This window comes from Streptomyces sp. NPDC029164 (assembly GCF_055563995.1).
Genome location: NZ_JBVHWW010000015.1, coordinates 53,019 through 76,012, shown reverse-complemented (window position 1 = coordinate 76,012; position 22,994 = coordinate 53,019). Strand labels below are relative to the sequence as shown.

Here is a 22,994-nt window from a genome sequence, read left to right as displayed (position 1 = left end):
GATGCTCACCGAAAGCGAACTGCACGACCTCGCCGAGTCCATCAAGACCGACGGCCAACTCAAAGAGATCACCCTCGACCGAGACGGCGTTCTCCTCGACGGCCGTAACCGCCTAGCCGCCTGCAAACTCGCCGGCGTCGAACCCCGCTTCACCACCTACGACGGCAACAACCCCACGGCCCTGATCTTCAGCAACAACGTCGTCCGCCGGCACATCAGCAAGGGCCAGCAGGCCATGCTCACTGCCATGGCGTGTTCCGTTTCGGGACACTCCTTGCGGACCCAGGCCAAGCTCCACGACATCACCCGCAGCCGTGTCTCCGCCGCCAACGTCGTACTGAAGCACGCCCCCGACCTCGCCGAACGAGTACGCCTCGGCAAGCTCGGCCTTGATGCCGCTTACGACCAAGCCCGCGAACGCAAGGCCAGGATCGAAGCCCTCCTCGCCCAGCACGAACGCCTGCGGCAGCATGCCCCCGACCTCATCGAAAAGGTCGTCGAGGGTCTCCTTACCCTCGACGCCGCCATCACCGCCCTGGACCAGCGGCTCGAAGAGGAACGGCTCCGGCAGCTGGTCAAGGAATGCGACGCCATCGGCCTCGCCGACGGGGACACCGCACCCGCCCTCACCCAGCTCGCCGAACGCGGTGAAATCACCTGGGACCAAGCAGCCCAGCGCGCCGAGGAACACCGCGCCCACCGGCACGAGGCCATCCTCCGCACACAGCAGGCCTTGCAACTGATCGCCGAGAACTGGGCCATCGTCCACGACCTCGCAGCCCGGCGCGGCACCCCGTACGCCAAGGAGATCCTCGACGGCCTCACCCCAGAAGCACACGCACTCGCCACACACCTGACCACCAGGGCCGCCTGACACCGCTAACGCCTCGGGGCCAACGCAGAATCGCGTTGGCCCCGAGGCTGTTGCACTGTCCTGGCCGGGTCATTTCCCACCGGGGTCCACGTGCCCTGGCCGAGACATCGCTGCTGGCGAGTCAGCGGTGAGCCGCGACGCCTTCGACGGTGATCGCCGCGGTACGGCGGCCCTCAAGGCTCTCGGCATCGGTGCGGATGACGAGGGTGATGCGCTCTCCCCGCGTGATCGGTCGCACGCCGTGGATGTGGTCGCGGGTGGCAGGGAAGGCGACCAGGGTGCCGCAGGGAGGCTTGATCTCCTGGGCGGGGTTCTCGAAGAACAGCTCGCCCCCGGCGTAGGAGTCCGGCGTGTTGAGCCAGACGAGCAGGGTGAGGTCGCCTCCGACGATCGGCTGTCCGTTGGTCCGGGCCCGCTCGCGCTCGACGTCTGTGACCTCGTCGTGGTGCGCCACGAACCCGACGCCAGGACCGTAGCGGTAGACGACCGCCGGCTGGGTGGGTATCCGCTTCGGAACGGCCTGGAAGTGGTTGCGGATGTAGGGGACGCAGTGGGAGATGACCGCTTCCTCCAACGTCGGCGGGATCTCCACGTACTCGCTCTTCCGCAGCGTCTCGTCGATGACGCCCTGGAAGGTGCGCGGCCGGGCGGTCTCGCTCTTCACGTGGTCCATCAGGGCGCCGCAGAGGCTGAGGGGGATGATGCTCTCTGCGAGAAGGGGTAACCGGTTCTTCCAGGTCATTGGGTCTTTTCCTTCCACCAGCGGGTGCCTTCGGGCGAGTCTTCGAGGGTGATGCCCTGCTTGATGAGCTGGTCGCGGATCGCGTCGGCCTCGGCGAAGTTCCTCGCTGCGCGAAGCCGGTCGCGTTCCTTGACGAGGTCGTCGACAGCGGTGTCGCCCTGGTCGGCGTCGGCGATGTCGAAGGTTCCGAAGAGGTCGTTGACGTCCTGGATCAGCCGCAGGGAGGCCGGCCCGGACGGTTCCTGCGTGCGGTTCTGCTCGCGGATGAACTGGAAGAGGACGGCGAGGGCGCCTGGGGTGTCGAAGTCGTCGTCCAGGTGCTCGCGCATCTCCTTCCATGTGTCGGTCGCACGTGAGGTGTTCGCCGGGCTGTCCGTGTGCGCGGGGTCGATGGTCCGGGCGAAGTTCTCGATCCGCCGGCGTGCCGCACGGGCCTGCTCCAGCGTGGAGTCGTTCAGCTCCATGGAGGAGCGGTAGTGCTGGGAGAGGAACGCGTACCGCAGGGTGCGGGAGTCCGTGCGGGCGAGCGCGTCGCGGATGGTGAGGAAGTTCCCGGTGCTCTTCGACATCTTGTCGCCGTCGACGCGCAGGAGACCGGTGTGCATCCAGTAGCGGGCCAGGGGCTCGATGCCGGAGGCGGCCTCCATCTGGGCCACCTCGGCTTCGTGGTGGGGGAAGATGAGGTCGACGGCGCCGCCGTGCAGGTCGTAGGAGGGCCCGAAGAAGGTCTCCGTGATCGCGGTGTCCTCGATGTGCCAGCCCGGTCGGCCCGGCCCCAGTTCGGTATCCCAGAACGGTTCGCCGTCCTTGCGTCCCTTCCACAGAGCGAAGTCGCCCGGGCTGCGCTTCTTGGAGTGGTCGTCGATCCGCGAGACCGAGTCCTCGGGGCGCAGGTCGGTGCGGCCGGAGAGCTTGCCGTATCCAGGGAACGAGGCGAGGTCGAAGTACCAGCCGTCATCGAGCTGGTAGGCGTGGCCGCGGGCGATGAGCCTCTTGACCTGGTCCACGATCGCGTCGATGTGGTCGTGGGCCCGTGCGTGGATGTCGACGCGGGTGTTCCCCAGGGCGGCCATGTCCTCCAGGTACTGCTTCTCGAACAGGGCCGCGATGTCCTCCGGAGGTACGTTCTCCTCCCGGGAACGCCGGATGATCTTGTCGTCCACGTCGGTGATGTTCTGGAGGTAGGTGACCTTGTAGCCGCTCGCTTCCAGGTACGCGGCGATGAAGTCGAACTGTGTGTACGTCTTCGCGTGGCCGACGTGGCTGGGGCCGTAGACGGTAGGTCCGCACACGAACATCCGCACCTCGGTCTCCCGCTCGGGGCGGAAATCCTCCGTCCGTCCGGTCAGTGTGTTGTGGACCTTGATCGCCATCGTTCCTCCTGGGTGCGTGGATCACGCAGCGTACTGACGTGCTGACAACAGCGTCTAATTGGAATCGTCGTACTCACCTCACGAGACGAATCGGGGGAAGGGGCGGTCAGCGAAGACGGATGCGTGTTCCCCGAGGATGTGGTGGTTGGCCCGCTGGTACGCCTTGCGCACGGTCTCGATGGCCCGGGTGCTCAGGTCCATTCCGGCCGAGCGGCAGAATGCCTCCAGGGCCTCGCACCGGCGCTCCAGGTCGACCATCGACAGGGGGTCGCACTGCTGGGCCTCGATCAGGAGGTTTTCCTGCTCGGTGCTGATCAGGCCCAGTGCGCCGAGGGAGTGGAGCTTCCACTTCATGTTCGGCAGCAGCCGGCCCGAGCGGGCGTACAGCCAGTCCACGATCTCGTCCAGGGCGCCCGACAGGACGAAGTGGCCGGTGGGTGTCCCGACGCGACGCGCCATGCGCAGGGGGATCTCGCGCACGTCCCAGGTGATCCGGTTGTGGAGCCGGTGGGTCTCGCCCTCCAGCCGCCAGAGCTGCTCTTTTGTCTTGCGGAGGATCAGCGCCTCGAAGGCGTTCTCGCGGTCGAGCAGCGGTTCGCCCTTGTTCGCGTAGGCGTCGCACTTGTCGCTGTTCCACGTCGTGCGCGGGTCGGCCTCGTACCGGAACAGGAGCTGGTGGACGTTGACCTCCATGCGCCCCCAGGGAACCGGCAGGTAGAAGCTGAACTCGGGGACCCAGGCGGGGAGCCGTTCGCGGACCAGGGCGTACGTGTCCGCCGGGGAGGGCCTCCACTCGTCCTCCTTGAGCGGGACGTCGAGGACGACGGCGAGGTCGAAGTCGGAGTCGGTGCTGAACCGTGTGACGTTGTTGGGCGCGTCGGCAGAGGAGGAGAGGACGTAGAGCGCTTGGATCTCGGGCATGGACTGGAGGGTGTCGAGGAGGCCGGCGGCTGCGGCGCGGGCCTGCATTTTCAGGTCTTCCACGAGAACTCCCTTGTCAGATGATCGGGCGATCCATCACGGCGCGGAGCGCCGGGACGAGATCCGGAGCGACACCGCCATGGGTGCGCTGGATGTGTGCGAGCGAAGGGCTGCTGTTCCCCTCGATGACAACCGGGCCCCCCGGAGTGACTGCGATGTCCCAGCCGATGAAGGGGACCTGCGGGAACAGGCGGGCGCAGCGGGCAGCCAGCTCGCGGACCTCGCCGATGTGGGAGACCTTGTGGCCGGCGAACGGCACGGTGCTGGCCTGGTGGCGCGTCTGGGCGTTGAGGTACCGGTCGTAGCCGTGGCGGTCCAGTGCCCCGTCGGAGTGCACCCGGATCTGCAAGCCGCCGTCGGCCGAGTTGTCCGTCGTGCTGTCGACGCCGCCGAGCTTCAGCATCGTGTACAGCACCTTGGCGGTGCCCTCGGTCAGCAGGGTGATGACCCGGAAGGTGTTGAGCGCGTACGGGTTAAGCACGTCCAGGTCGTGGTGCTGCGGTACGTGGTGCTCGACCAGCCAGGTGCCCCACCGCTGCGCGTAGACCGCGAGATCGAAGCCGTCCTCGCCGGGCCGCACGATCACGACTCCGGAGCCGCCGCTGGAGTAGCGGGAGGGCTTGACCACCACGCGCCCGGAGCCGGAAGCGTGATCGAGGACGGCCTCCAGCGAAACCTCATCGCCCTCGGAGGTGACGCCTGCACGGCCGTTACCGCTCGCGATCAGTGGGGGCTGCGGGATGCCGGCGGAAGCAAGAATCTTCTTGCAGACCACCTTGTCGTCCAGGTCGATGGTGTCCCGGTTCACGCGGGGAAGGAGGCGGTGGAACAAGGCGGTCTCCGGCAGGTACGCACACGCCCGCTCGGAAGACACCTCCCGCCGGTACCCGCCGTAGCGGAAGTAGTGGAAGGGCAGACAGCGCCAACGCGCGGAGACCATCACCAGATCCCCGGCGATACGGGCCATGCTCTTCCGGCCGCTGTCGCGCAGCATCGTGGGGAGGTGCTCGCGGCTCATCTGCCGTACCTGGTAGGGGAGGAACCGTAGGCCGGATACACGGGGAAGAACCCGGGTGCGGAACCACTCCTCGCTCATCGCCTGCCGGTGGTTGAAGCCACGGTTGGCAGTGCGGGTCATGTCGCTCCTCCGATGTCTCAGTAGTCCGGGGTTCCGGCGATGGCCAGGGCAAGGACCAGGGCGGTGACAGTGATGACGTAGGCCAAGACCGCTAAGTACTGCTTCATCGGGCAGGCCCGATGTCGCCGGCCGCGGTCGACCAGAGGCGCCCGGCGTTCACGAGGTGTCTGCCTGTGGCGTGTCGCCCCACGGGGACCACCCCGAGGAGGCGTCGGTGATGTCGCGGCGGCGCTGCAGCTCGCCGGGGGTGCGGCGGGGCAGGGTGTCGGCGGCGTGCACGAGGAATCCACCCCTGTCGCGGATGAGAACTCCGAGGCCGGCGAACTGGGCCGCGTCCGCAGCGACATGGGAGGAGGCGCCCACGATGATTCCCCGGATCATTCCGGTGGACAGGGCGGACGCTATGGCCTGCCAACCGGGGCGCTCGTCAAGAGGCACCGCCGGGTCGAGATCGGACCACGCACCGGCAACGTGCCAGTGCCGGGCGCCGGCGTAGTGGCGGCAGCGTCTCTCACCGTCTCGGACGGCGACAGCGGTGGGAGCGCAAGCGTAAACGGCGACGGGTACGTGCCCGAGGCCGCCGATCGGGTTGTTCGGCATGCCCATAAGGCTGCTGCGTACCGGCACGCGGGCCCAGACACGGCCCGTGGCAGCGCCGACAGTCCGTGCCGGGTTTCGGTGCCACGGAGCGTGGCAGTGGGGGGTCCGGCTGTCGAGCATGTGCAACGCCCCGTAGCAGTCAGGCAGGTGGCGGCCTGCCGACTGCTACGGGGCGTGGCAGTCGGGTCTCGGGTCAGCGCACCCCGAGGGGGACCCCGGCGACGCTGGCGAGACCGCGGAGACGCCCGACGGAAACTCCGGCGAGCCGGCCGATGATGACGCCAGGGAGCATCTGATGGCGCACCCAGCCGGGGGCCATCGTGCAGACGGCTTCGAGGGTGTCGGCGGCAGCATCCCAGCGACGGCACTCCACGTGGGTGAGGGCAACGTCCAAGCCATAGCGGGCGCGGGTGGCCAGCGGCACGGAGCCGTCCAAGCGGACGGTGTCCATGAGGCGCAGCGCGCCGGAGGTGTCGCCGAGGGCCACGGCGATGCTCATGGCCTGTGTGGCGGCGTACATGGGCCCGTAAGGCTGGGCGTGGTCACCGCGGGCGTGCTCATCCCCTATGCGGGCGGCCACGGCGTGGGCCTGGGAGAGGTACTCGCGGGCGCTGTCCGCGCTCGCACCACCTCGGGATGCGGCCACGGCGGCGTTCGTGACGAGCTGCCCGTACACGCTCAGCCGGTCGGGGTCGTGCTCGCTCATCTTGGGCTCGATCCGGTCGGCCTGCGCTGCGGCAAGGGCGAACCCCTGCGTGGTGCGGCCATCGCGCAGGTTGACCCACGCCGTCGTGGCGGCCAGATGGGCGTCGCGGAGGTCGTCCCCGGCCTGCACAGCGATCTGACGGCCGTACGTCAGCGCCGCGTAAGCCAGATCGCGGGAGCCCAGCACGTTGGCGGCCATGCCCGCCGTCTGGAAGGTGTCGATCAAGACACCGCCAGCGGCCTCCCGCTCAGCGTGGTCGGCGGCATCGAAGCGGGCCTTCGCTTCGGGGAGGAGCTGGCCCAGGAGCGTCCCGAGCTCGGTGTACCGGCCTGCCCAGTAGGCCTCGTCCGCCCGGCGGACGGCTGCGCGCAGCTCCTCAACGGTGCCCGGCTCGACGTCGGCGGGGATGCCAATGGCGGCGTCATGGGTAGCCGCGGACACCATCCGAAGCGCGGCCCGCTCATCGCGGTCCATGGACCGGCGGGGTGCCTGCTGGCCGAGGAGTACGGCGATGTCCGTGCCGAGGGCGTCGGCGATGGACAGCAGCGACGGGAGCGACGCGGTACCGCCACGTTCCAGCTTGCGGACCACGCCCACGGACACGGCGGCAGCCTCCGCTAACTGCTCTTGCGTCATCCCGCCGCGCAGCGTCTTCAACCGTTCAGAGGTGGTGTACTCCGACCACTGCATGCTCCAGCACCTCCGTGTGATTGGCCTCATACGGACGGTACTGGCAGGAGCGGTGGGGCCGACAGCCCTTGATCAGCCGGAAGTTGCGGTCACGCGGCGAGGACCGCACTGACGCCCAGAAGGGCCTCAAGCTCCGCAACGGCCTCGTCCTCACCGGTGGCGTGGACGGTAGTGATGCCCAGCTCTGCGGCCGGCGGAAGGTTCACAGCGTGATCGTCCACGAACACACACCGCTCGGCCGGCAGACCGATGCGGTCCAAGGTCAGCCGGTAGATCGCCGGATCAGGCTTAGCCATGCCGACCAACTCGGAGACGACGTGCACATCGAACAGATCCCAGATACCGACGTGTTCGTACGGGTTGAACGGGTCAAGGCCGAAGCTGTTGGACAGCAGGGCGACCCGATGACCAGCCGCCCGTGCCGCACGGGCGAGGGCAGCCATCCGGCGAGCCGCGGGCACTCCGGCCCACGCCCGGCCCATCAGGTTCACCGGGTCCACGTGCGCACCCAGCAGAGGGGCAGTCCCCTCGTTCCACTCCGCCTGACCTATCTCCCCGACCTCCAGGGCCGCGTACAGACGCCGGCCTTCTGGGTCGTCGTTGAGAGTGCTGCGCCAGGCTTCCGGCGCCAGCCCTTCGGATGCGCACCACGCACGGTGGACAGCGAGAGGGCTGGCTGTGAGCACGCCGGCAAAGTCGAGGATCAGGCCGAGTTGTTCACGTCCGGCGCTGCTAGTGCTGTGCGGCATCCAGTGACCGTCCCTTCCGCGATTGGTCTCACAGAGGACGCTACCGCGCAGGAGCCACGGACCGTACGGGGAGGCCCTACCGTCCGGGGTGCCGCTCTTCGGCCACGTACGGTCGATCCCCTCCCAGGAGTGATCAAGGCTGAGCCCTGCCCCGAGAGCAGCCGCTACTCAGCGCAGCGAGGCTGTCGGATTCTTGCCGCTCTGGGCCTGCTTTACGCGGTCCACCACCATCCTGGTGATGCTCATGAGCCGGTCCGGCACCTCACCGCCCGGAGTCCAGGCGTACTCGACTTTCGCGATGACCGAGCCTTGCCGCACAGTGATTCCACGGCCCGTCCACCCGGCGTCTCCAGGCGGCAGCGCGTAGCCGTCGATGGCGTCTCCCGGAGGGTTGGCGCCGAGATCGTCCTCCGTGCCCGTCCCCTTGAAGAAGCCCTCGGCTGCGGCCACGTCGTTGAACGAGATCATCTGAACGATGACGTTCTGCGTGCGGTAATCGGTGGCACCGCCCGCAGCCACCGCGATGCCCTCGGCGCACATCTCTTCTCGCCAGCCGTTGGACTGGCAGATGGCGGGATTCGACATGTCCCAGCTGTGCGTGCTGCGCTCCTCCAGCCCCCGTGGCATGTTGATCCCCCTGGGGATCGCGGCCTCCAACAGCTTCGGATACATGACCAGGGCCGCAGGGCTGCTCATGGCTGGGGCGGGCACTCCAGCGCTGCCCCCCTTGCCCAAGGAACCGCCAGTAGCCTTTCCAGCGCAGCTGGCCGCCAGTACGCAGATGAAGGTGGCGGCCAACAGACGCCCGGCGCGCTCCCCGAAGGCTCGGCTATCAGTCACGACGCGTGGTGCTCCCGTCTCCGTGAGGTATGGCCGGGTGATCATACGGCCCAGTTGCGGGTTGGCCGGCCAGTTGCGAACCAGGTCCAAAACGCCCTACGAGAGCGCCAACTCCCGCCGCTACAAGGAGAAGCCTCCCGAACGGCCGGGGAGGATCTGGGTCTCACCGCGCAGCGCCCAACTCGTCAGGAACTTAAGACTGTTCGAACATCAGGGGCCACCCGCACGGAAGTGGAAGGTCAGGATCCTCGGCAGTCTGACAAAACGCCAAACTAACCGGTTCGCGGCGTTAGACTCCCCGCACGAGGGCGGCTAGCCACGGACAAGACGGAGGACAAAGATGAGCGCGAGCGGGACCCGCACTTGCTCTTGGTGCGGTGAGGGAGGGCACGACAAACGGACGTGCGACGTCTCTCCCAACGCTGGGGAGTGCAGCGTGTGCCACTACCACGGGCACGACAAGCGCAATTGTCCGAGTAAGTGAGCCCTGAGCAGTAGAGCCCCCGCCACATCGCCTTGGGTCTAGTGGCTGTCGCAACCCACAAGCGCAGGGGCTGCGATGGGCTTCGATATCCGGAAGGTTCGCAAGGCTCACGGGCCAATGAAGTTGCGGCGGTAGCGGGAGGAATACTTCCGGCTCATGCAACAGGGCTTCAGCAGCAAGAAAGACATCCAGGCTGGTGGGCGTCAATATACGGACGGGCCGTCCATTCACGCTGGCGTCGGAAGCAAGACCCCACCACTACATGAGCCGAGATCTGGTCATCGGCTGGATTCACGGTACGGAGGCCGGCCGTCCCATCCCGGGGCCGACATGGCCCGAAGGCTCCACATCGTCGCTGGCGGCTAGAGTCGAATCCGTGAGCGAGAACGAGCACGAAGCGAAGATGGCCCACCCCCGCATGGCCGCCGGCGCTCTCTTCTTCGACGAAGCTGATCGAGTCCTGCTCGTCGAGCCCTCCTACAAGGACTACCGAGACATCCCCGGTGGTTACGTCGAGCGGGGCGAGTCGCCTCTGCAAGCCTGCGTGCGCGAAGTTCACGAGGAGCTGGGCATCAAGCCCACTATCGGTCGCCTGCTCGTCGTGGATTGGGCACCGAGTCCGGGAGAGGGAGACAAGGTCCTCTACCTATTCGACGGGGGCCGCCTCACCGTAGACGAATGCCAGCACATCGCCCTACAGGCCGACGAACTCCGCGGCTATGCCTTCCACGGCGTCGGAGCACTGTTGGAACACACTATTCCTCGCCTCGTACGCCGTATCTCTGCTGGCGTCGAGGCCCGTGCTAACGGTGTGACTGCATACCTGGAGCACGGGCTGGCACCGCGAGCAGTGCGCTGAACCAAAGGTGACAGTGCTGGTTCGCTCGGCAAGGACTGTCCCGACACGCACCACCTGCCCGACAATGGTCAACGGGACCAGATGTCCCCTCGTTGTCCCATACGCCTTGATGCTCTTGGAGCTCTCGCTGTGACGCTCTCCGTCCCTCCTTCGCCTACCGCGCTCGAGACCGTGTTCAAGCGGGTCATCGAGCGCAAGGCTGTCCGCGCTGAAGCGACACTGCAGGCGGACATCCGCCAGTTCCTGCTGGATGCGGACCTGAATCTCGGTGAGCAGGATCTCCTGACTCCCGTACTGGAAGCGCAAGTGGGCGGTGGCACGGGTCACCGGATCGACATCGAGATGGGTGCGACCGTCATCGAGGTCAAGAAGGACATCAGCCGCCCAAAGATCCGCAAGGACGCGGTCGAGCAACTGGCGAAGTACGTGCGGGCCCGGACAGAGCAGCGCGAGCGGCGTCACGTCGGCATCCTCACCGACGGAGCTGAATGGCGCGCCTACGCGCTGGTCAACAATGAGCTGAATGAAGTGAACCGTCTCGATGCGCGGGAGCGCAACGGCAACGCTCTGGACCTGGTCCGTTGGCTCGAAGGCGTCCTAGCGACGTCCGAGGGCGCGGCACCCACGCCAGATGCCATTGCGACCCGCCTTGGAGCGGACAGCGTCGCCCACTCCATCGACAAGGCGGTCCTGGCCGCGTTGTACGAGGAGAACAAGAGTCTGCCGACCGTCCGGTTGAAGCGCGATCTGTGGGCGCGTCTGCTTCGCGACGCCCTAGGAGCCCAGTTCGAGGACAGCGACGATCTGTTCATCGAGCACACGCTGCTGGTGAACACGGCCTCGATCATCGCCCACGCGGTGATGGGCATCGATGTGAAGGACACCTCACCCGCCTCATTGGTCTACGGTCAGCTGTTCGCGCAGGCGAGGATCTCAGGTGTGGTCGAGTCGGACTTCTTTGGCTGGCCGCTGGAGACAGAGGGCGGCGGGGGCTTTGTCCAAGATCTGTCTCGTCGCCTCGCCGGCTTTGACTGGTCAAGGGTCGAGCACGATGTGTTGAAGGTCCTGTACGAGTCGGTGATCACCGCCGAGACCCGTAAGAAGCAAGGGGAGTACTACACGCCGGACTGGCTTGCGGAAGCGACGGTGGCCGAGGCTGTCTCCGATCCGCTGAACCAGCGGATCATGGACCCGTCGTGTGGTTCTGGCACGTTCCTCTTCCACGGCGTCCGACGCTACCTGGCCGCCGCGCAGGACGCCGGGTTGCCCTTGCGCGAAGCATTGGACGGCCTGCACGACCATGTTGCTGGTATCGATCTCCACCCTGTCGCGGTGGCGCTCGCCCGCGTCACGTACCTCCTCGCCATCGGCCGCGAGACGCTCACTTCCGAGGAGCGCGGCTCAATAAGCGTCCCCGTTTACCTGGGCGACAGCGTCCAGTGGGGGCAGCGTACTGACCTCATCGACCACGGCCACCTCGTCATCCAGACCGGCACAGGCAGCCAGCTCTTCACCAATGAACTGCGCTTCTCCGAAGCCTTGCTGCAGGACGCCAGTCGTTTCGACGCGATCGTCAACGAGCTCGCCGACAAGGCGGCCGACCCGCACCGGGCCCAAGGCAAGTTGCCCTCCCTCCAGGCCGTCTTCAACCGGCATGGAGTCACAGACGCGGACGACCGGGACGAACTGACCGAGAACTTCCGCGTTCTGTGCGACCTCGTCGACGAGGGCCGCAACCACATCTGGTCCTACTACGTCCGCAACCTGGCCCGCCCCATGTGGCTGTCGCGCGCTGAAAACCGCGTAGACGTTCTCATCGGCAATCCGCCCTGGCTCTCCTATCGGCACATGTCGGCCGACATGCAGAAGACCTTCAAGGAGATGATGCAGGCCCGTGGTCTGTGGAGCGGCTTCGAGGTCGCCACCCACCAGGACCTATCTGGCCTGTTCATCGCCCGCGCGGTCCAGCAGTATCTGCGCGAAGAAGGCACGTTCGCCTTCGTCGTCCCCAACCCGGTCCTGGACCGCCCCTACTGGGCCGGCTTCCGGAGCGGAGATTGGGCTGACCCCGACCACCCTGTCAAGGTCAACTTCACTAGCTCCTGGGACCTGCGCCGACTGCGCCCGCACTTCTTTCCCCGTGCTGCAGCCGTCGTCTTCGGCAGACGGCGACCCCTTGCCATCGGACAGCAAGGCAATAGCGCCGTCGCACTATCCAAGCAGACCGAGATCTGGACCGGGAAGATCTCCAAGAGCGCCGCTCGCTGGGAACAAGCAAAGGGCTGGATCACCCGGAAGCCAGGTGAGCTGCGCTACCCCAAGGAAGGTCTAATCAGCTCGCCCTACCGGAACCGGTTCGGGCAAGGGGCAACCGTCGTCCCAAAGGTCCTCTTCTTCGTCAAGGAACAGGCTGCCAATTCGCTCGGCCTCGGAGGCGGTCGAGTCTCAGTCCGCTCTCAGCGGAGCAATCTGGAGAAGAAGCCCTGGAAGGAACTCCCCGACCGGGAAGGATCGGTCGAGAAGCAGTTCGTCCGGCCCGTTTTGCTCGGCGAGCACGTCGTCCCCTATCGGGTCCTGGGTGCCGATAAGGCCGTTTTGCCCATCGAGGGGACGAAGACCCTCATGGACGGTGAGCATGACCACCTCGACCGATACCCAGACCTGGCGAAATGGTGGCGCGACGCAGAACGGCTCTGGGATGACAACCGCTCCAGCGAACGGCTCTCCCTGACCGAGCAGCTCAACTTTCGGAAGAAACTGACCGAGCAGCTCCCCGGCGCGCCCCTGCGGGTGGTGTACGGCGCATCCGGAATGCACGTGTCCGCCGCGCTGGTGGATGACCCAAACGCGATTATTGAGCACGTCCTCTACTGGGCTGCGGTTGCCACCCGGCAGGAGGGCATGTACCTCCTTGCGCTACTCAACGCCCCACGCCTCACGGAAGCCGTGCGCCCGCTGATGTCCTATGGCAAGGACGAGCGGCACATCGACAAGGCTGTGTGGGAACTGCCCATCCCAGACTTCGACCCGTTGGACGCCAAGCATGTCCGGATTGCCGAGCTGGGGGAGGCGGAAGCGTTGCGGATCGCGGAGCTGAAGTTCGACGGGGACAGCAGCTACATCAAGATCCGGCGCACCTTGCGCGACTTCCTTCTTACCTCCCCCGACGCCGAGGAACTTGATCAACTGGTCACGGAACTGCTCGGCTGAGGTGGGCCCCGCATGCCAATCGTTCGCCTCCCTTTCCTGCCTATGGAGGGCAGTAAGGGAGGGGGCACGGGTCTGCAGCTGGCTCGTTTTGCGTGAGCGGTGCGTGAGCGGACGGGGTGGCACGGGGTGGATTGGGCGGCACGCGGGGGCCAGGCTCTGCCTCGCTGACGTGGGGAAACAGGATTCTGTGGCACGGCCCGGCACCAGTCGGGATGATCTTGTGGGGCCTCGTAATGCGTAGGTCTCGGGTTCGAATCCCGAAGGCGGCTCTGTAGAAGCCCCAGGACTCACTCGCCGTGACCTGGGGCTTTTGCTATTTCTGCCACCTGGACATGTTCGGCATGTCGGCGTGGGGTCTTACCTGAGGGCGGTGTGCTTCCTCGTCCTGTGGGACTGCCGGGCCCAGCGGGCGAGCCCGCCGACGGCCAGGGGGGCGATGATGGCGCCCCAGTCGATGTACGCATGCCTTGCCGTAGCGGGGAAGCGTCTGGGGCTGGTTGTCGCGCATCGGGTGGATCTCGCACTCGGTGTGCGATTTTCCGGGTGAAGTGCGGTAGATCTTGTTGTTGGTGTCCGCGTAGGTGAAGTCGATGCGCCAGTAGCAGAAGCCTGCGTTGAGGGCTCCGACGAAGCCGCAGTCGACGTCGGCGTTCTGGTGGGTGGTCTTCTTGCCGTCGCCGCGGACGACGTGGGTGAAGTGCAGCTGTCGGAATGGTCATGGTGCTACCGCCGACTTGCTAGTCGAAGCCGGCGACGGGCGTTGAGCCGATGGCGCCGGCGTGCGCCTCGGCGGGCGGTAAGACGGCCAGCGTGGCCGTTGTGGCGAGCATGGCAATGACCCGGACGACGGCGAACTTCCCTATGGGTGTCCCTTCTGGCGGAGTGTGTCCGCCGATCGGAACTCCTCCAGTTCGCTCGGAGGTTCTGCCCCGGGAGGTAGTCCACTGCGAAGAGCGATCAACAGATGGGCATGCTGACCACCCGTAACCGCCCTCCTGGAACGCTGATCTCGGGCGTCAGCCTCGTGATACGTGTCTGCGGCGATGGTCGGGCCCGGTTGCGCCTTCGGCACCCTGAGCGGCGTGACCGTCGGCGAAGCCGTGCCGGGGGAGGGGGGTGATGAGGGGATCGTCGCCGGGCTGAGGCGGCACCTTGCCTCGGTTGGCGACGATCAGTAGGCGTCGTCCTGGGTCATGGGGTGGGGGTGGGGGTGGCTGTGGGGGGTGTGAGGCGGACCGTGCTGAGGATGCGCATGATCAGGGAGTCGGGGATGGCGCCCGGGACGCCGGTGCGGCCGTAGAAGTCCCAGGCCGCGAAGGCGCCTTCGGAGTTCTTGAAGCCGAAGACGATCGCCTGGCCGTCGCCGGCGCAGCGGTTGGGTTGTTTGGCGCCCTGGGAGCGGGCTTTGACGTAGGTGCCCTTGAGGCCGGTCTTCGTCGTGTACTCGACGGGCTTGTCCCACTTCACGACGCTCTTGTCGGGCTGGGTGAAGGCGGCGTAGACCCAGGTCGGGGCGTTCTTCTCGGCGATCTCGGTGGTGTCCTTGGCGCCTTCGGCCCCCTTGGTGCCGACGCTGCCGAGCGGGAAGTCGGAGACCACGCCGTCGCCGTTGGCGTCGATGCTGCACCACTCGGACTTGTAGAAGGCGGGCGCCGTGTGTCCGATGAGGATCTTGTCCGGGTCCTTGTCGTCCCCGTGGCCGCTGAAGACGTCGGGGGAGAGGACCTCCCAGTCCGGCGGGACGTCGAACGAGGTGCCGTACTTGGGGTTGACCACCGTCTTCCAGCCCGCGACGAGCGGTTTCGAGGGGTCCGGGGGGCCGTCCTGATCGTCCCTGGTCATGATGACGGCGGTCACCGCGGCGATGGCCCCGACGGCCATCAGCGCCGTGAGCGCCATCATGAGCCGGTTGGTGCGCCTGCGCGGGGGTTCCGGGAGTTCCGGGGATTGCGGGGGCTGGGGGAGGGGCGGCTGGTACAGGGCGCCCGGCTGGTTCGGCTGTTGGTACGGGTTCTGCACGTGCCCCTCCTGGGGGTGCGGGACTGCGGGGACTGCCGGACGCTACTTGCCGAACGAGAGGATCGCGCGGCTCTTCTTCTTGGGTTCCGGGCCGTAGACCCGGCCGTTGAGCAGGAACAGCCGCCCGCCCGCCCAGGTCGTGCGGACGCTGTGGGAGAAGAAGACGCTCGCGGCTCCGGCGGACACGGCCGGGCTCTGCAGGACGGGCTGCGAGGCGCCGTCCGCCGGTGCCAGCGAGACGACCGAGGCCGCCGCGCCGCTGCCGGGGGCGACGTATACGAGGACCCGGCCCTCCTCGATCGCCAGTGGCCACATGGTGCGGCCCTTGGGCTGCTCCGCGGTGCGCCACCGCTCCCTGCCCGTGTTCAGGTCGACGGCGACGACCTGGTTGGTGTCCTCGGTGTCGAGGGTGGTGGCGGGCTTGCCCGCGCCGACGTAGAGGGTGTCGGCCTCGGCCACGGCGGCGTAGCACTCCTGGAACCCGCCCGCGTTGCCGAAGCCGTTGCACCGGCCGCTGACCCCGAATCCGGCGGCGCTCTGCGAGCGGACCTTGCCGTCGGCGGCGAACGCCGTGATGTTCCAGGTCTTGCGGTCCTCGTGGTGCGCGGTGACCACCAAGGGGTCCACGGAGAGCACCCGGCCGACGGTCCAGCCCTTGTCGTACTTGTAGTTCCACTTGGAGGCGCCTGTGGCCGGATCCAGCTCCTCGACCATCGACTGCCCGCGCGCGGTGGCGTCCTTCGGGTCGAAGCAGTTGCGCAGGCCGATCAGCCGGGATCCCCCGGCGAACCCGGACGCAGTGCAGCCTTCCGTCTTCGACGTGCCGAAGAGCTTCCTGCCGTCGGTGACCGAGAAGCCGCTCATGACCGCCGACCGGGCGAGGGCCACGGTGTCGCCGCTGATCGCGATCTCGAACTCCGTCGAGGAGTCGTACGCGTTCTCCGCCGGCACCGCCACCTTCCATCCGGTCTTGCCCGTGGCGAGGTCGAGCAGCTGGAGGTGCGTGCAGTGCGAGCTGTCCGAGGTGCTCTCCTTCAGCCCGACGACCAGCTTGCCGTCCGCGGTCGGAGCCGGCGGAACCGCGCACAGCCGGGTCGGGAGCGGGATCTTCCACTTGTCCTGGCCGTCGGCCGCCCCGTACGCGGTGAACTCGGTGGCCAGCGCCTTGACCACCACGTCGCCCACCCGCCACGGGCCGTACTGGGAGGCCCCCGAGCCGGCGACCTCGATCTGGTTGTCGCGCAGCCAGACCTTGGCCTCACCGGGCTGGATGCCGGCGTTGGGGTCGTAGGTGTCGGGGCCGACGCCGGGGCCCTTGCCGTCGCCCTTGTCGATCGAGGGCGAGGCCGAGGGCTTGGCGTCGGACGGCTCGCCGCGGCCGCCGCCGACGGCGAGGTACACGCCGCCGCCGACGGTGAGCAGGACGGCCACGGCCAGTGCCGTCAGGGCGGCCGGCCGGCCCTTGAACCTGCCGCCGCGGCCGCCGCCGCCCGAGGGGGCGCCACCCGCGGGTCCGCCGGGCGCCGGGGGCGATTGTGGCTGTGCCGGGGCCGGTTGTGGCTGTGCCGGCGCCGGGGGCAGTGGCTGCGCCGGGGGCTGTGGCTGTGCCTCCGCGGGCGACTGCGGCCGCGGCTGCGGTTCGAACGGTTCGGGCGCGGGTCCGAAGCCGCCGCGCCACTGCTCATCGCTCATGGGGAGAGTGTGGCTGGTACCGGACCCTTTCTAGAATAGATTTTTAGACTACTTCGCCGTCTCCCTTCAGGTCGCCCGGCCGGGGGCACAGGGCTACGTTGGACGGTGTGGGGCTCCTGTCCTGGCGTGCGAGGAGGCCGGGTATGACTACGCATCGGCGCAGGTCAGCAGTGGTGGCGGCGGCAGTGGCCGGTCTCCTGGCGCTGCCCGTCGCAGCCGGGGCCGGACCGGCGGCGGCGTACGCACGGGACGACGCGGTGGCGTACGCACGGGACGACGCGGCGGCCTACGCACGGGACGCGGCGCCGCCCGCGCCGGCGGTGACGGTCCCGGTTCCGTCGCCCACGCCCGTCTCCGACGAGTTCCCGCGGCTGACCCCCGCCCTGGCCCGCCAGTTGGACGACGCCATCCGCAAGGTCATGACCGACGCGAAGGTGCCCGGGGTGATCGTGGCCCTGTCGGCGCCGGGCAAGGGCGAGTACGTACGGGCCTTCGGCGTCGCCGACAAGGCGACGGGCGCTCCGATGACACCCGGCCTGAACATGCGGATCGGCAGCGAGACGAAGACCTTCACCGTGACCGCCCTGCTGAAGCTGGTGGACGACGGCAAGGTCGGGCTGGACGACCCGATCGGCACGTACATCGCGGGCGTTCCGAACGGTGACCGCATCACCCTGCGCCAGCTGGCCGAGATGCGGAGCGGGCTGTTCAACTACTCCGAGGACGAAGGTTTCTTCAAGGCGCTGACCAGTGATCCCCGCCGCCCCTTCACCCCGCAGGAACTGCTCGTGTACTCCTTCAAGCACCCGGTGCTCTTCGAGCCGGGCGCGAAGTTCTACTACGACAACACCAACCTGATCCTGCTCGGCCTGGTGGTCGAGAAGGTCAGCGGGATCCCCCTCGCCGACTACATCGACCGGGAGGTCGTCAAACCGGCCGGGCTGAAGCACACGCTGTTCCCGACGGGCGCGGAGTTCCCCGAACCGCACGCCCAGGGCTACACGGACCAGACGGCCACCGGAAAGACGGAGGACGCGACCGACTGGAACCCCTCCTGGGGCTGGGCGGCCGGCGCGATGATCTCCGACCTCCCCGACCTGCGGAGCTGGGCGAAGACCCTGGCGACCGGGACCCTGCTGACCTCCGCCACCCAGGCCGAGCGGCTGAAGGTGATCGACGCGCTCCCGGGCACCGGCTACGGCCTGGGCATCTTCAACGTCCAGGGCTGGATCGGGCACAACGGCTCACTGCCCGGCTACGAGTCGCTGACCGTGTACCTCCCGCAGGCGCAGGCCACGCTGGTCGTGCTGCTCAACACCGACACCGCGTACCAGGGCAGCGAGCCCAGCACCCTGTTCGGCCGGGCGATCACCGAGATCGTGACCCCCGAGCACGTCTTCACCCTGCCCGCCCAGCCCGTCACCGGGCACTGAACGGGCCTCCTCGCGGCCGAACGGGCCCGCCCGCGACCGCTGGTGCGGATCCGCCCCGTCCGTGCACCATGGTCGCGGCGCGCGAGACACCCTCCAGGGAGATGTGAGACGTACATGAGCGGTCAGGCAGCAGCACGGCAGGACATCCGGCCCCCGCAGGGGGAGGGCGCGGCAGCGGGCACCGGCGCGGTGGCCGTCCGGGCCGCCGGCGAGGCGGACATCGACACGGCGGCCGCGCTGTTCCGCGGCTACCTCGACTTCTACGAGGTGGACGTCGAAGTCCCGGACGGCCCGCGGGACTTCCTCGCCGAGCGGATCGCGAAGGACGAGTCGCTCGTTCTGCTCGCCGAGGTCCCGGGGCTCGGCACGGTGGGCTTCGCGCAGGTCTACCGCGCCTTCTCGTCCCTCACCCTGAGCACCGCCTGGGTGCTCAACGACCTCTACGTCGCCCCCGCCGGCCGCCGCACCGGCGCCGGCCGGGCGCTGCTGCGCGAGGTGCTGCGCCGGGCCCGCGAGGCCGGGGTGTCCGGCGTACAGCTGGAGACCGCGTACGACAACACGGTCGCGCAGGGGCTGTACGAGGCGGAGGGCTTCGTCCGTGAGGAGTTCCACGTGTACTTCCACGACCTGGGCCGTCCGGCTCCGGACGCGGGATGAAACATTCCGGCACGGTCGCTGCGTCAATGGGGTGAGACGGACGCGAGGGGGAACGAATGCGGCACGGTCGCAGAGACGGGTTCCGTGAGTTCGCGGCGGGCCGGTCGGGCCATCTGTACCGGTCGGCCTGTCTGCTGGCGAGCGGGGACACCCATCTCGCGGAGGACCTGGTGCAGGAGACCCTGGGCCGGATGTACCTGCACTGGGGGCGGATCTCCCGTATCGACAATCCGGCGGCCTACGCGCAGACGGTGCTGGTACGGGCCTTCCTCACGCACCAGCGCCGCCGGTCGGCGGGAGAGCGCCCGGTCGGGGATTTCCCCGACTCGGGTGCACCGGCCGCCGCGGCCGGCGGCGGCGCCGATCCGGAGCTGCGGCTGACGCTGCTGGAGGCGCTGGGACGGCTGGCTCCCAAGGACCGGGCGGTACTGGTGCTGCGGTACTGGGAGGACCGCAGCGTCGAGGAGACCGCGGACGCGATGAACGCCAGCTCGGCGGCGGTCCGTACCCGGACCTCGCGGGCGCTTGCCCGACTGCGGGAGCAACTGGGCGGGAGCCTCACCGCGTTCGCGGACCTCTGAGGGCGCCGGTCCGGCCGGGCCCGGCCGGACCGGGTCCCCGGGTCGCGTTCCCGGGTCGCGTTCCCTTCTCTTTCCTCACCCCACCCTTGAAACGGAAGGTCTACTTCCCCATGCCCTTCGAAGATGAACTCGGCGTAGCCCTCCGGCGTGCGGGGGACGGTTTCACAGTCGACCGGGACGCCCTCGTGGAAGCCGGCGAGCGGCGCGGCCGACGGCTGCTGGTGCGCCGCCGGACCGCCGTGGCCGGCGGATCGGTGGTGGCCCTGGCCCTGATCGCGGCGGCGGGCGCCTACTCCGGCGGCCTGCTCGACGGCACCGGAGGCGCCACCGCGGTCCACGTGGCGGCGCCGCCGTCCCCGACGGGCGACGACAAGGGTCCGCGGGCCGGCTCCGGCACCGTCACGGCCGAGCAGATGATCGCGAACCTGCGGGCGCTCCTGCCCGGCGGCCGGTTGACCGGGCCGGAGGGGCGCGGGACTGAGGATCAGGTGCCGGCGGCCTCCGGCGTGTACGACGACGGCAAGGGCAAGGCGGCCGTCAGCATCAGCCTCAGCCGGGTGGACCCGGACGGCAGCCAGGCCCGCGGGGGGACCCAGTGCGGGGACAAGAACCTGGAGCAGTACGACTACTGCCGGACCGAGCAGCTGGCGGACGGCTCGACGGTGATGCTCCACAAGGGGTACGAGTACACGGACCGGCGGGAGGACACCAAGGTCTGGCGGGCCGTGCGCGTGACCCCGCAGGGCTTCATGGTCGAGGCGAACGAGTGGAACGCCCCCGCCGAGAAGGGTGCGGCCGTCTCCCGGAGCAACCCGCCCCTGCCGATCGACCAGTTGAAGTCCGTGGTCACCTCGGAGCTGTGGTACCCGGCGCTGAACGACCTGCCGGCGGCCGAACCGGAGGTACAGCCGGGGTCGGAGGCCGGGACGGGGGCGGGGACGGGGGCGGGGGCGGAGGCCGGGACCGGGTCGCCGACCGCGCTGCGGGACCGGCAGGCCGTGGAGGCACTGGAAGACCTGCTGTCCGGGGCGGGGATCGAGATCCCGGTCATCTCCAAGGGCGGGGAGGGCCGTTACGGCTACGTCGTGTTCGACGACGGCAAGGGCAAGTCCCTGGTCCAGCTCAACGTGGGCGAGAACCGGGGCGACTCCGCCAACTCCGGCTTCGCGGGCCCCAATCTGCCCCCGCTGGCGGACGGCACCCTGGTACGGGTCACGCAGGGCCCCGGCGAGAAGGGCAGGGGCGTGATCGAGTGGAAGGTGGACACGATCCGCATGGACGGGCTGCGGGTGGTGGTCTCCGCCTTCAACACCGCCGACCAGAGCGGCACGTCCTCCCGCAAGGAACCCGCGCTGACGCTGGACCAGCTGAAGGCGCTCGCGCTCGCACCGGGGTGGAACCGGACCCGGAACTAGGCCGCGGTTTCATCACCCGGCCGCCCAGGCCCGCGGCTATTTGGCGTCGGCGTAGCACTCCACGACCGCCGTGGTGAACGGGAACCGGACCGGGGTGTCGCCGAAGGCGATCCGGCCGGCCCGGTCGCCGGCGGCGCGGATCGCCTCCACGACGGCCTCGGCCTCCTCGGCCGGGCAGTGCACGATCACCTCGTCGTGCTGGAAGAACACCAGCTCGGCACGCATCCCGGCGGTCGCCTGCCGCAGGGCCGCGAGCAGCAGCAGCGCCCAGTCGGCGGCACTGCCCTGGACCACGAAGTTACGGGTGAACCGGCCGCGGGCCCGGGTGTTGGTGGAGGCGTGGCTCGGGGTCCAGCTGTCGCTGTCCCCGTCCTGGGGGATCCCGGCCTCGCCCCCGGCCGGGTCGCCGCCTCCGTCCCCGTCGTCGTCGCGGGCGGAGGCGGGCGGCGGACAGGTGCGGCCGAGCCAGGTCCGTACGAGCCGGCCCCCCTCGCCCGCCTTCGCGGCGTCGTCCACGTACGCGACGGCCCGGGGGAAACGGCGGCGGAGCGCGGCCAGGTTCTTCAGGCCGTCCCCGGAGGTCTGGCCGTAGACGGCGCCGAGGACGGCGATCTTGGCCTTGTCCCGGTCGCCGGAGAAGCCCTGCCGGGAGACGGCGGTGTAGAGGTCCTCCGGCCGCCCCGCCACCTCCATGAAGGCGGGGTCGCGGGAGATCGCGGCGAGCACGCGCGGTTCCATCTGGTCGGCGTCGGCCACGACGAGCCGCCAGCCGGGGTCGGCGATCACGGCCCGGCGGATCACCTTGGGGATCTGCAGGGCGCCGCCGCCGTTGGTGACCCAGCGACCGGTCAGGGTGCCGCCGGGGATGAACTCCGGGCGGAAGCGGCCGTCGTGCACCCAGTCCGCGAGCCAGCTCCAGCCGTGGGCGGTGTAGATCCGGTACAGCTTCTTGTACGCGATCAACGGCTCCACGGCGGGATGGTCCAGCTCCTGGATCTCCCACCGGCGGGTGGACTTGAGCTTGATCCCGGCCTCGGCGAAGGCCTTGATGACGTCGGCCGGCAGGTCGGGGCGCACCCGCCTGCCGAAGGCGGCCGAGACGCGGTCGGCCAGCTCGGCGAGGCGCCGGGGCTCCCCGCCGCCCGCGTACCGCTCGCCGAGCAGTTCGGTCAGCAGGGCGCGGTGCACGTCGGCCCGCCAGGGCAGGCCCGCGCGGTTCATCTCGGCGGCGACGAGGAAGGCCGCGGACTCGGCGGCGGTGAGCAGCCGCATCCGGTCGGGGTGGGCGGTGGCGTCGAGCCGTTTCGCCTGGTCGGCGTGGACGGCGAGGAGGGCGTCCAGGGGAACGGGGGTCGGCTGCGGGTCGAAGAGGGAGTCCTGGGCGCGGGGCTCGGCGGCGCGCGGGCGTGGATCGGGCGGTACGGGGGCGTTGGTGAGGCGGGCCCAGGCGGCGGCCGCCGAGCGGGGCTCGCCGAAGCGGCCCTCGTGGCCGAGGAGCAGCAGCTCGGCGTCCTCGATGTCGTGGCAGCGCTCGACGCGGGCGCCGGCCGCGAGCAGGCGGGGGTACACGGCGGCGGTGGACCGCCAGACCCAGCGGGTGCCGGGCGGGGCGGCGCGGACCGCGTCGGCGGGGTCGCGGACGCGGAGCCGGGGCCCCTCCGAGGGGGGTACGGGGGCCGCGTGCCACCAGCCGTCGGCGTCCTCGGCGAGGGCCCAGCGGGGGGTGGGGTCGCGGTCGCTCATGGGTGCGAGTGTCCCACCGGGGTCTGACAGGGGTGGTCCCGCCGGGCCGGGGCTGCCGGGCCGGGGCTGCCGGGCCGGGCGGGTGCGGCGCCGTTGCCGGGGGCGCTGCCCCCGGACCCCCGCGCCTCAAACGCCGGCGGGGCTGGGTCTGTGCCGGCGGGGCTGGGTCTGTGCCGGCGGAGTGGCGCGGCGGGCGTGAGTGGTGGGG

18 protein-coding genes are annotated in these 22,994 nt (G+C 69.1%); 7 read left to right on the top strand and 11 right to left on the bottom strand.

What is annotated here, in order from left to right; all coding sequences use genetic code 11:
- Position 1: 1 nt before the first annotated feature.
- Positions 2 to 874, top strand: a complete 873-nt coding sequence (locus tag ACZ4VT_RS16495; protein WP_467950196.1) for a plasmid replication/partition related protein — start codon at positions 2 to 4, stop codon at positions 872 to 874.
- Positions 875 to 995: 121 nt separating this feature from the next.
- On the opposite strand, the gene ACZ4VT_RS16490 is transcribed toward ACZ4VT_RS16495, so the two are convergent.
- The 8 genes from ACZ4VT_RS16490 to ACZ4VT_RS16455 form a co-directional block, all read right to left on the bottom strand.
- Entirely contained in the window at positions 996 to 1,616 is a 621-nt protein-coding gene (locus ACZ4VT_RS16490; protein ID WP_467950194.1) for a 2OG-Fe(II) oxygenase, read from the bottom strand.
- Positions 1,613 to 2,989, bottom strand: coding sequence for a cysteine--tRNA ligase (cysS, locus tag ACZ4VT_RS16485; RefSeq protein WP_467950192.1), 1,377 nt, complete (start codon positions 2,987 to 2,989; stop codon positions 1,613 to 1,615). The genes ACZ4VT_RS16490 and cysS overlap by 4 nt, the downstream gene beginning before the upstream one ends.
- A 78-nt stretch (positions 2,990 to 3,067) precedes the next feature.
- Positions 3,068 to 3,973, bottom strand: coding sequence for a hypothetical protein (locus ACZ4VT_RS16480; protein ID WP_467950190.1), 906 nt, complete (start codon positions 3,971 to 3,973; stop codon positions 3,068 to 3,070).
- A 13-nt stretch (positions 3,974 to 3,986) separates the two neighbouring features.
- Positions 3,987 to 5,108, bottom strand: a complete 1,122-nt coding sequence (locus tag ACZ4VT_RS16475) for a sugar-transfer associated ATP-grasp domain-containing protein (RefSeq protein WP_467950187.1) — start codon at positions 5,106 to 5,108, stop codon at positions 3,987 to 3,989.
- A gap of 156 nt (positions 5,109 to 5,264) precedes the next feature.
- The gene (locus tag ACZ4VT_RS16470; protein WP_467950185.1) at positions 5,265 to 5,708 is read right to left on the bottom strand and encodes a recombinase family protein; all 444 of its coding nucleotides are present in this window, start codon (positions 5,706 to 5,708) and stop codon (positions 5,265 to 5,267) included.
- Positions 5,709 to 5,901: 193 nt separating this feature from the next.
- Complete coding sequence (locus ACZ4VT_RS16465; RefSeq protein WP_467950182.1) at positions 5,902 to 7,104, bottom strand: helix-turn-helix domain-containing protein; 1,203 nt, start codon at positions 7,102 to 7,104, stop codon at positions 5,902 to 5,904.
- 89 nt (positions 7,105 to 7,193) lie between these two features.
- Complete coding sequence (locus tag ACZ4VT_RS16460) at positions 7,194 to 7,853, bottom strand: HAD-IA family hydrolase (protein WP_467950180.1); 660 nt, start codon at positions 7,851 to 7,853, stop codon at positions 7,194 to 7,196.
- A gap of 168 nt (positions 7,854 to 8,021) precedes the next feature.
- Complete coding sequence (locus ACZ4VT_RS16455) at positions 8,022 to 8,525, bottom strand: hypothetical protein (protein ID WP_467950178.1); 504 nt, start codon at positions 8,523 to 8,525, stop codon at positions 8,022 to 8,024.
- Positions 8,526 to 9,553: 1,028 nt separating this feature from the next.
- Here ACZ4VT_RS16455 and ACZ4VT_RS16450 point away from each other — a divergent pair.
- Positions 9,554 to 10,036, top strand: coding sequence for an NUDIX domain-containing protein (locus ACZ4VT_RS16450; protein WP_467950176.1), 483 nt, complete (start codon positions 9,554 to 9,556; stop codon positions 10,034 to 10,036).
- Positions 10,037 to 10,165: 129 nt separating this feature from the next.
- Complete coding sequence (locus ACZ4VT_RS16445) at positions 10,166 to 13,246, top strand: N-6 DNA methylase (RefSeq protein WP_467950174.1); 3,081 nt, start codon at positions 10,166 to 10,168, stop codon at positions 13,244 to 13,246.
- Positions 13,247 to 14,437: 1,191 nt separating this feature from the next.
- Here ACZ4VT_RS16445 and ACZ4VT_RS16440 read toward each other — a convergent pair.
- Both ACZ4VT_RS16440 and ACZ4VT_RS16435 read right to left on the bottom strand, forming a co-directional pair.
- Entirely contained in the window at positions 14,438 to 15,265 is an 828-nt protein-coding gene (locus ACZ4VT_RS16440) for a DUF8017 domain-containing protein (RefSeq protein ID WP_467950172.1), read from the bottom strand.
- A gap of 42 nt (positions 15,266 to 15,307) precedes the next feature.
- Positions 15,308 to 16,957: an outer membrane protein assembly factor BamB family protein gene (locus tag ACZ4VT_RS16435; RefSeq protein WP_467950170.1), complete on the bottom strand. Its 1,650-nt coding sequence runs from the start codon at positions 16,955 to 16,957 to the stop codon at positions 15,308 to 15,310.
- A 143-nt stretch (positions 16,958 to 17,100) separates the two neighbouring features.
- Here ACZ4VT_RS16435 and ACZ4VT_RS16430 point away from each other — a divergent pair, with 143 nt between their 5' ends.
- The 4 genes from ACZ4VT_RS16430 to ACZ4VT_RS16415 all read left to right on the top strand — a co-directional run bounded on the left by ACZ4VT_RS16430 (position 17,101) and on the right by ACZ4VT_RS16415 (position 21,043).
- Positions 17,101 to 18,390 carry a serine hydrolase domain-containing protein gene (locus ACZ4VT_RS16430; RefSeq protein WP_467950169.1) on the top strand — a complete coding sequence of 430 codons (1,290 nt, stop codon included), beginning with the start codon at positions 17,101 to 17,103 and terminating at the stop codon, positions 18,388 to 18,390.
- Positions 18,391 to 18,504: 114 nt separating this feature from the next.
- Complete coding sequence (locus ACZ4VT_RS16425) at positions 18,505 to 19,047, top strand: GNAT family N-acetyltransferase (RefSeq protein ID WP_467950167.1); 543 nt, start codon at positions 18,505 to 18,507, stop codon at positions 19,045 to 19,047.
- Between the two features lie 56 nt (positions 19,048 to 19,103).
- Positions 19,104 to 19,628, top strand: coding sequence for a SigE family RNA polymerase sigma factor (locus ACZ4VT_RS16420; RefSeq protein ID WP_467950165.1), 525 nt, complete (start codon positions 19,104 to 19,106; stop codon positions 19,626 to 19,628).
- Positions 19,629 to 19,738: 110 nt separating this feature from the next.
- Positions 19,739 to 21,043 (top strand): hypothetical protein, encoded by a 1,305-nt coding sequence (locus ACZ4VT_RS16415; protein ID WP_467950163.1) that lies wholly within the window; start codon positions 19,739 to 19,741, stop codon positions 21,041 to 21,043.
- 36 nt (positions 21,044 to 21,079) lie between these two features.
- On the opposite strand, the gene ACZ4VT_RS16410 is transcribed toward ACZ4VT_RS16415, so the two are convergent.
- A complete protein-coding gene (locus tag ACZ4VT_RS16410) occupies positions 21,080 to 22,786 on the bottom strand; it encodes a bifunctional 3'-5' exonuclease/DNA polymerase (RefSeq protein WP_467950162.1) in 1,707 nt (568 codons plus the stop codon).
- Positions 22,787 to 22,994: the final 208 nt, after the last annotated feature.

What these genes read in the sequence shown, in the direction of transcription:
- ACZ4VT_RS16495 (WP_467950196.1), top strand. Translation starts at nt 2, where the DNA reads ATGCTCACCGAAAGCGAACTGCACGACCTCGCCGAGTCCATCAAGACC.
- ACZ4VT_RS16490 (WP_467950194.1), bottom strand. Translation starts at nt 1,616, where the DNA reads ATGACCTGGAAGAACCGGTTACCCCTTCTCGCAGAGAGCATCATCCCC.
- cysS (WP_467950192.1), bottom strand. Translation starts at nt 2,989, where the DNA reads ATGGCGATCAAGGTCCACAACACACTGACCGGACGGACGGAGGATTTC.
- ACZ4VT_RS16475 (WP_467950187.1), bottom strand. Translation starts at nt 5,108, where the DNA reads ATGACCCGCACTGCCAACCGTGGCTTCAACCACCGGCAGGCGATGAGC.
- ACZ4VT_RS16470 (WP_467950185.1), bottom strand. Translation starts at nt 5,708, where the DNA reads ATGCCGAACAACCCGATCGGCGGCCTCGGGCACGTACCCGTCGCCGTT.
- ACZ4VT_RS16465 (WP_467950182.1), bottom strand. Translation starts at nt 7,104, where the DNA reads ATGCAGTGGTCGGAGTACACCACCTCTGAACGGTTGAAGACGCTGCGC.
- ACZ4VT_RS16460 (WP_467950180.1), bottom strand. Translation starts at nt 7,853, where the DNA reads ATGCCGCACAGCACTAGCAGCGCCGGACGTGAACAACTCGGCCTGATC.
- ACZ4VT_RS16455 (WP_467950178.1), bottom strand. Translation starts at nt 8,525, where the DNA reads ATGTATCCGAAGCTGTTGGAGGCCGCGATCCCCAGGGGGATCAACATG.
- ACZ4VT_RS16435 (WP_467950170.1), bottom strand. Translation starts at nt 16,957, where the DNA reads ATGAGCGATGAGCAGTGGCGCGGCGGCTTCGGACCCGCGCCCGAACCG.
- ACZ4VT_RS16430 (WP_467950169.1), top strand. Translation starts at nt 17,101, where the DNA reads ATGACTACGCATCGGCGCAGGTCAGCAGTGGTGGCGGCGGCAGTGGCC.
- ACZ4VT_RS16425 (WP_467950167.1), top strand. Translation starts at nt 18,505, where the DNA reads ATGAGCGGTCAGGCAGCAGCACGGCAGGACATCCGGCCCCCGCAGGGG.
- ACZ4VT_RS16420 (WP_467950165.1), top strand. Translation starts at nt 19,104, where the DNA reads ATGCGGCACGGTCGCAGAGACGGGTTCCGTGAGTTCGCGGCGGGCCGG.
- ACZ4VT_RS16415 (WP_467950163.1), top strand. Translation starts at nt 19,739, where the DNA reads ATGCCCTTCGAAGATGAACTCGGCGTAGCCCTCCGGCGTGCGGGGGAC.
- ACZ4VT_RS16410 (WP_467950162.1), bottom strand. Translation starts at nt 22,786, where the DNA reads ATGAGCGACCGCGACCCCACCCCCCGCTGGGCCCTCGCCGAGGACGCC.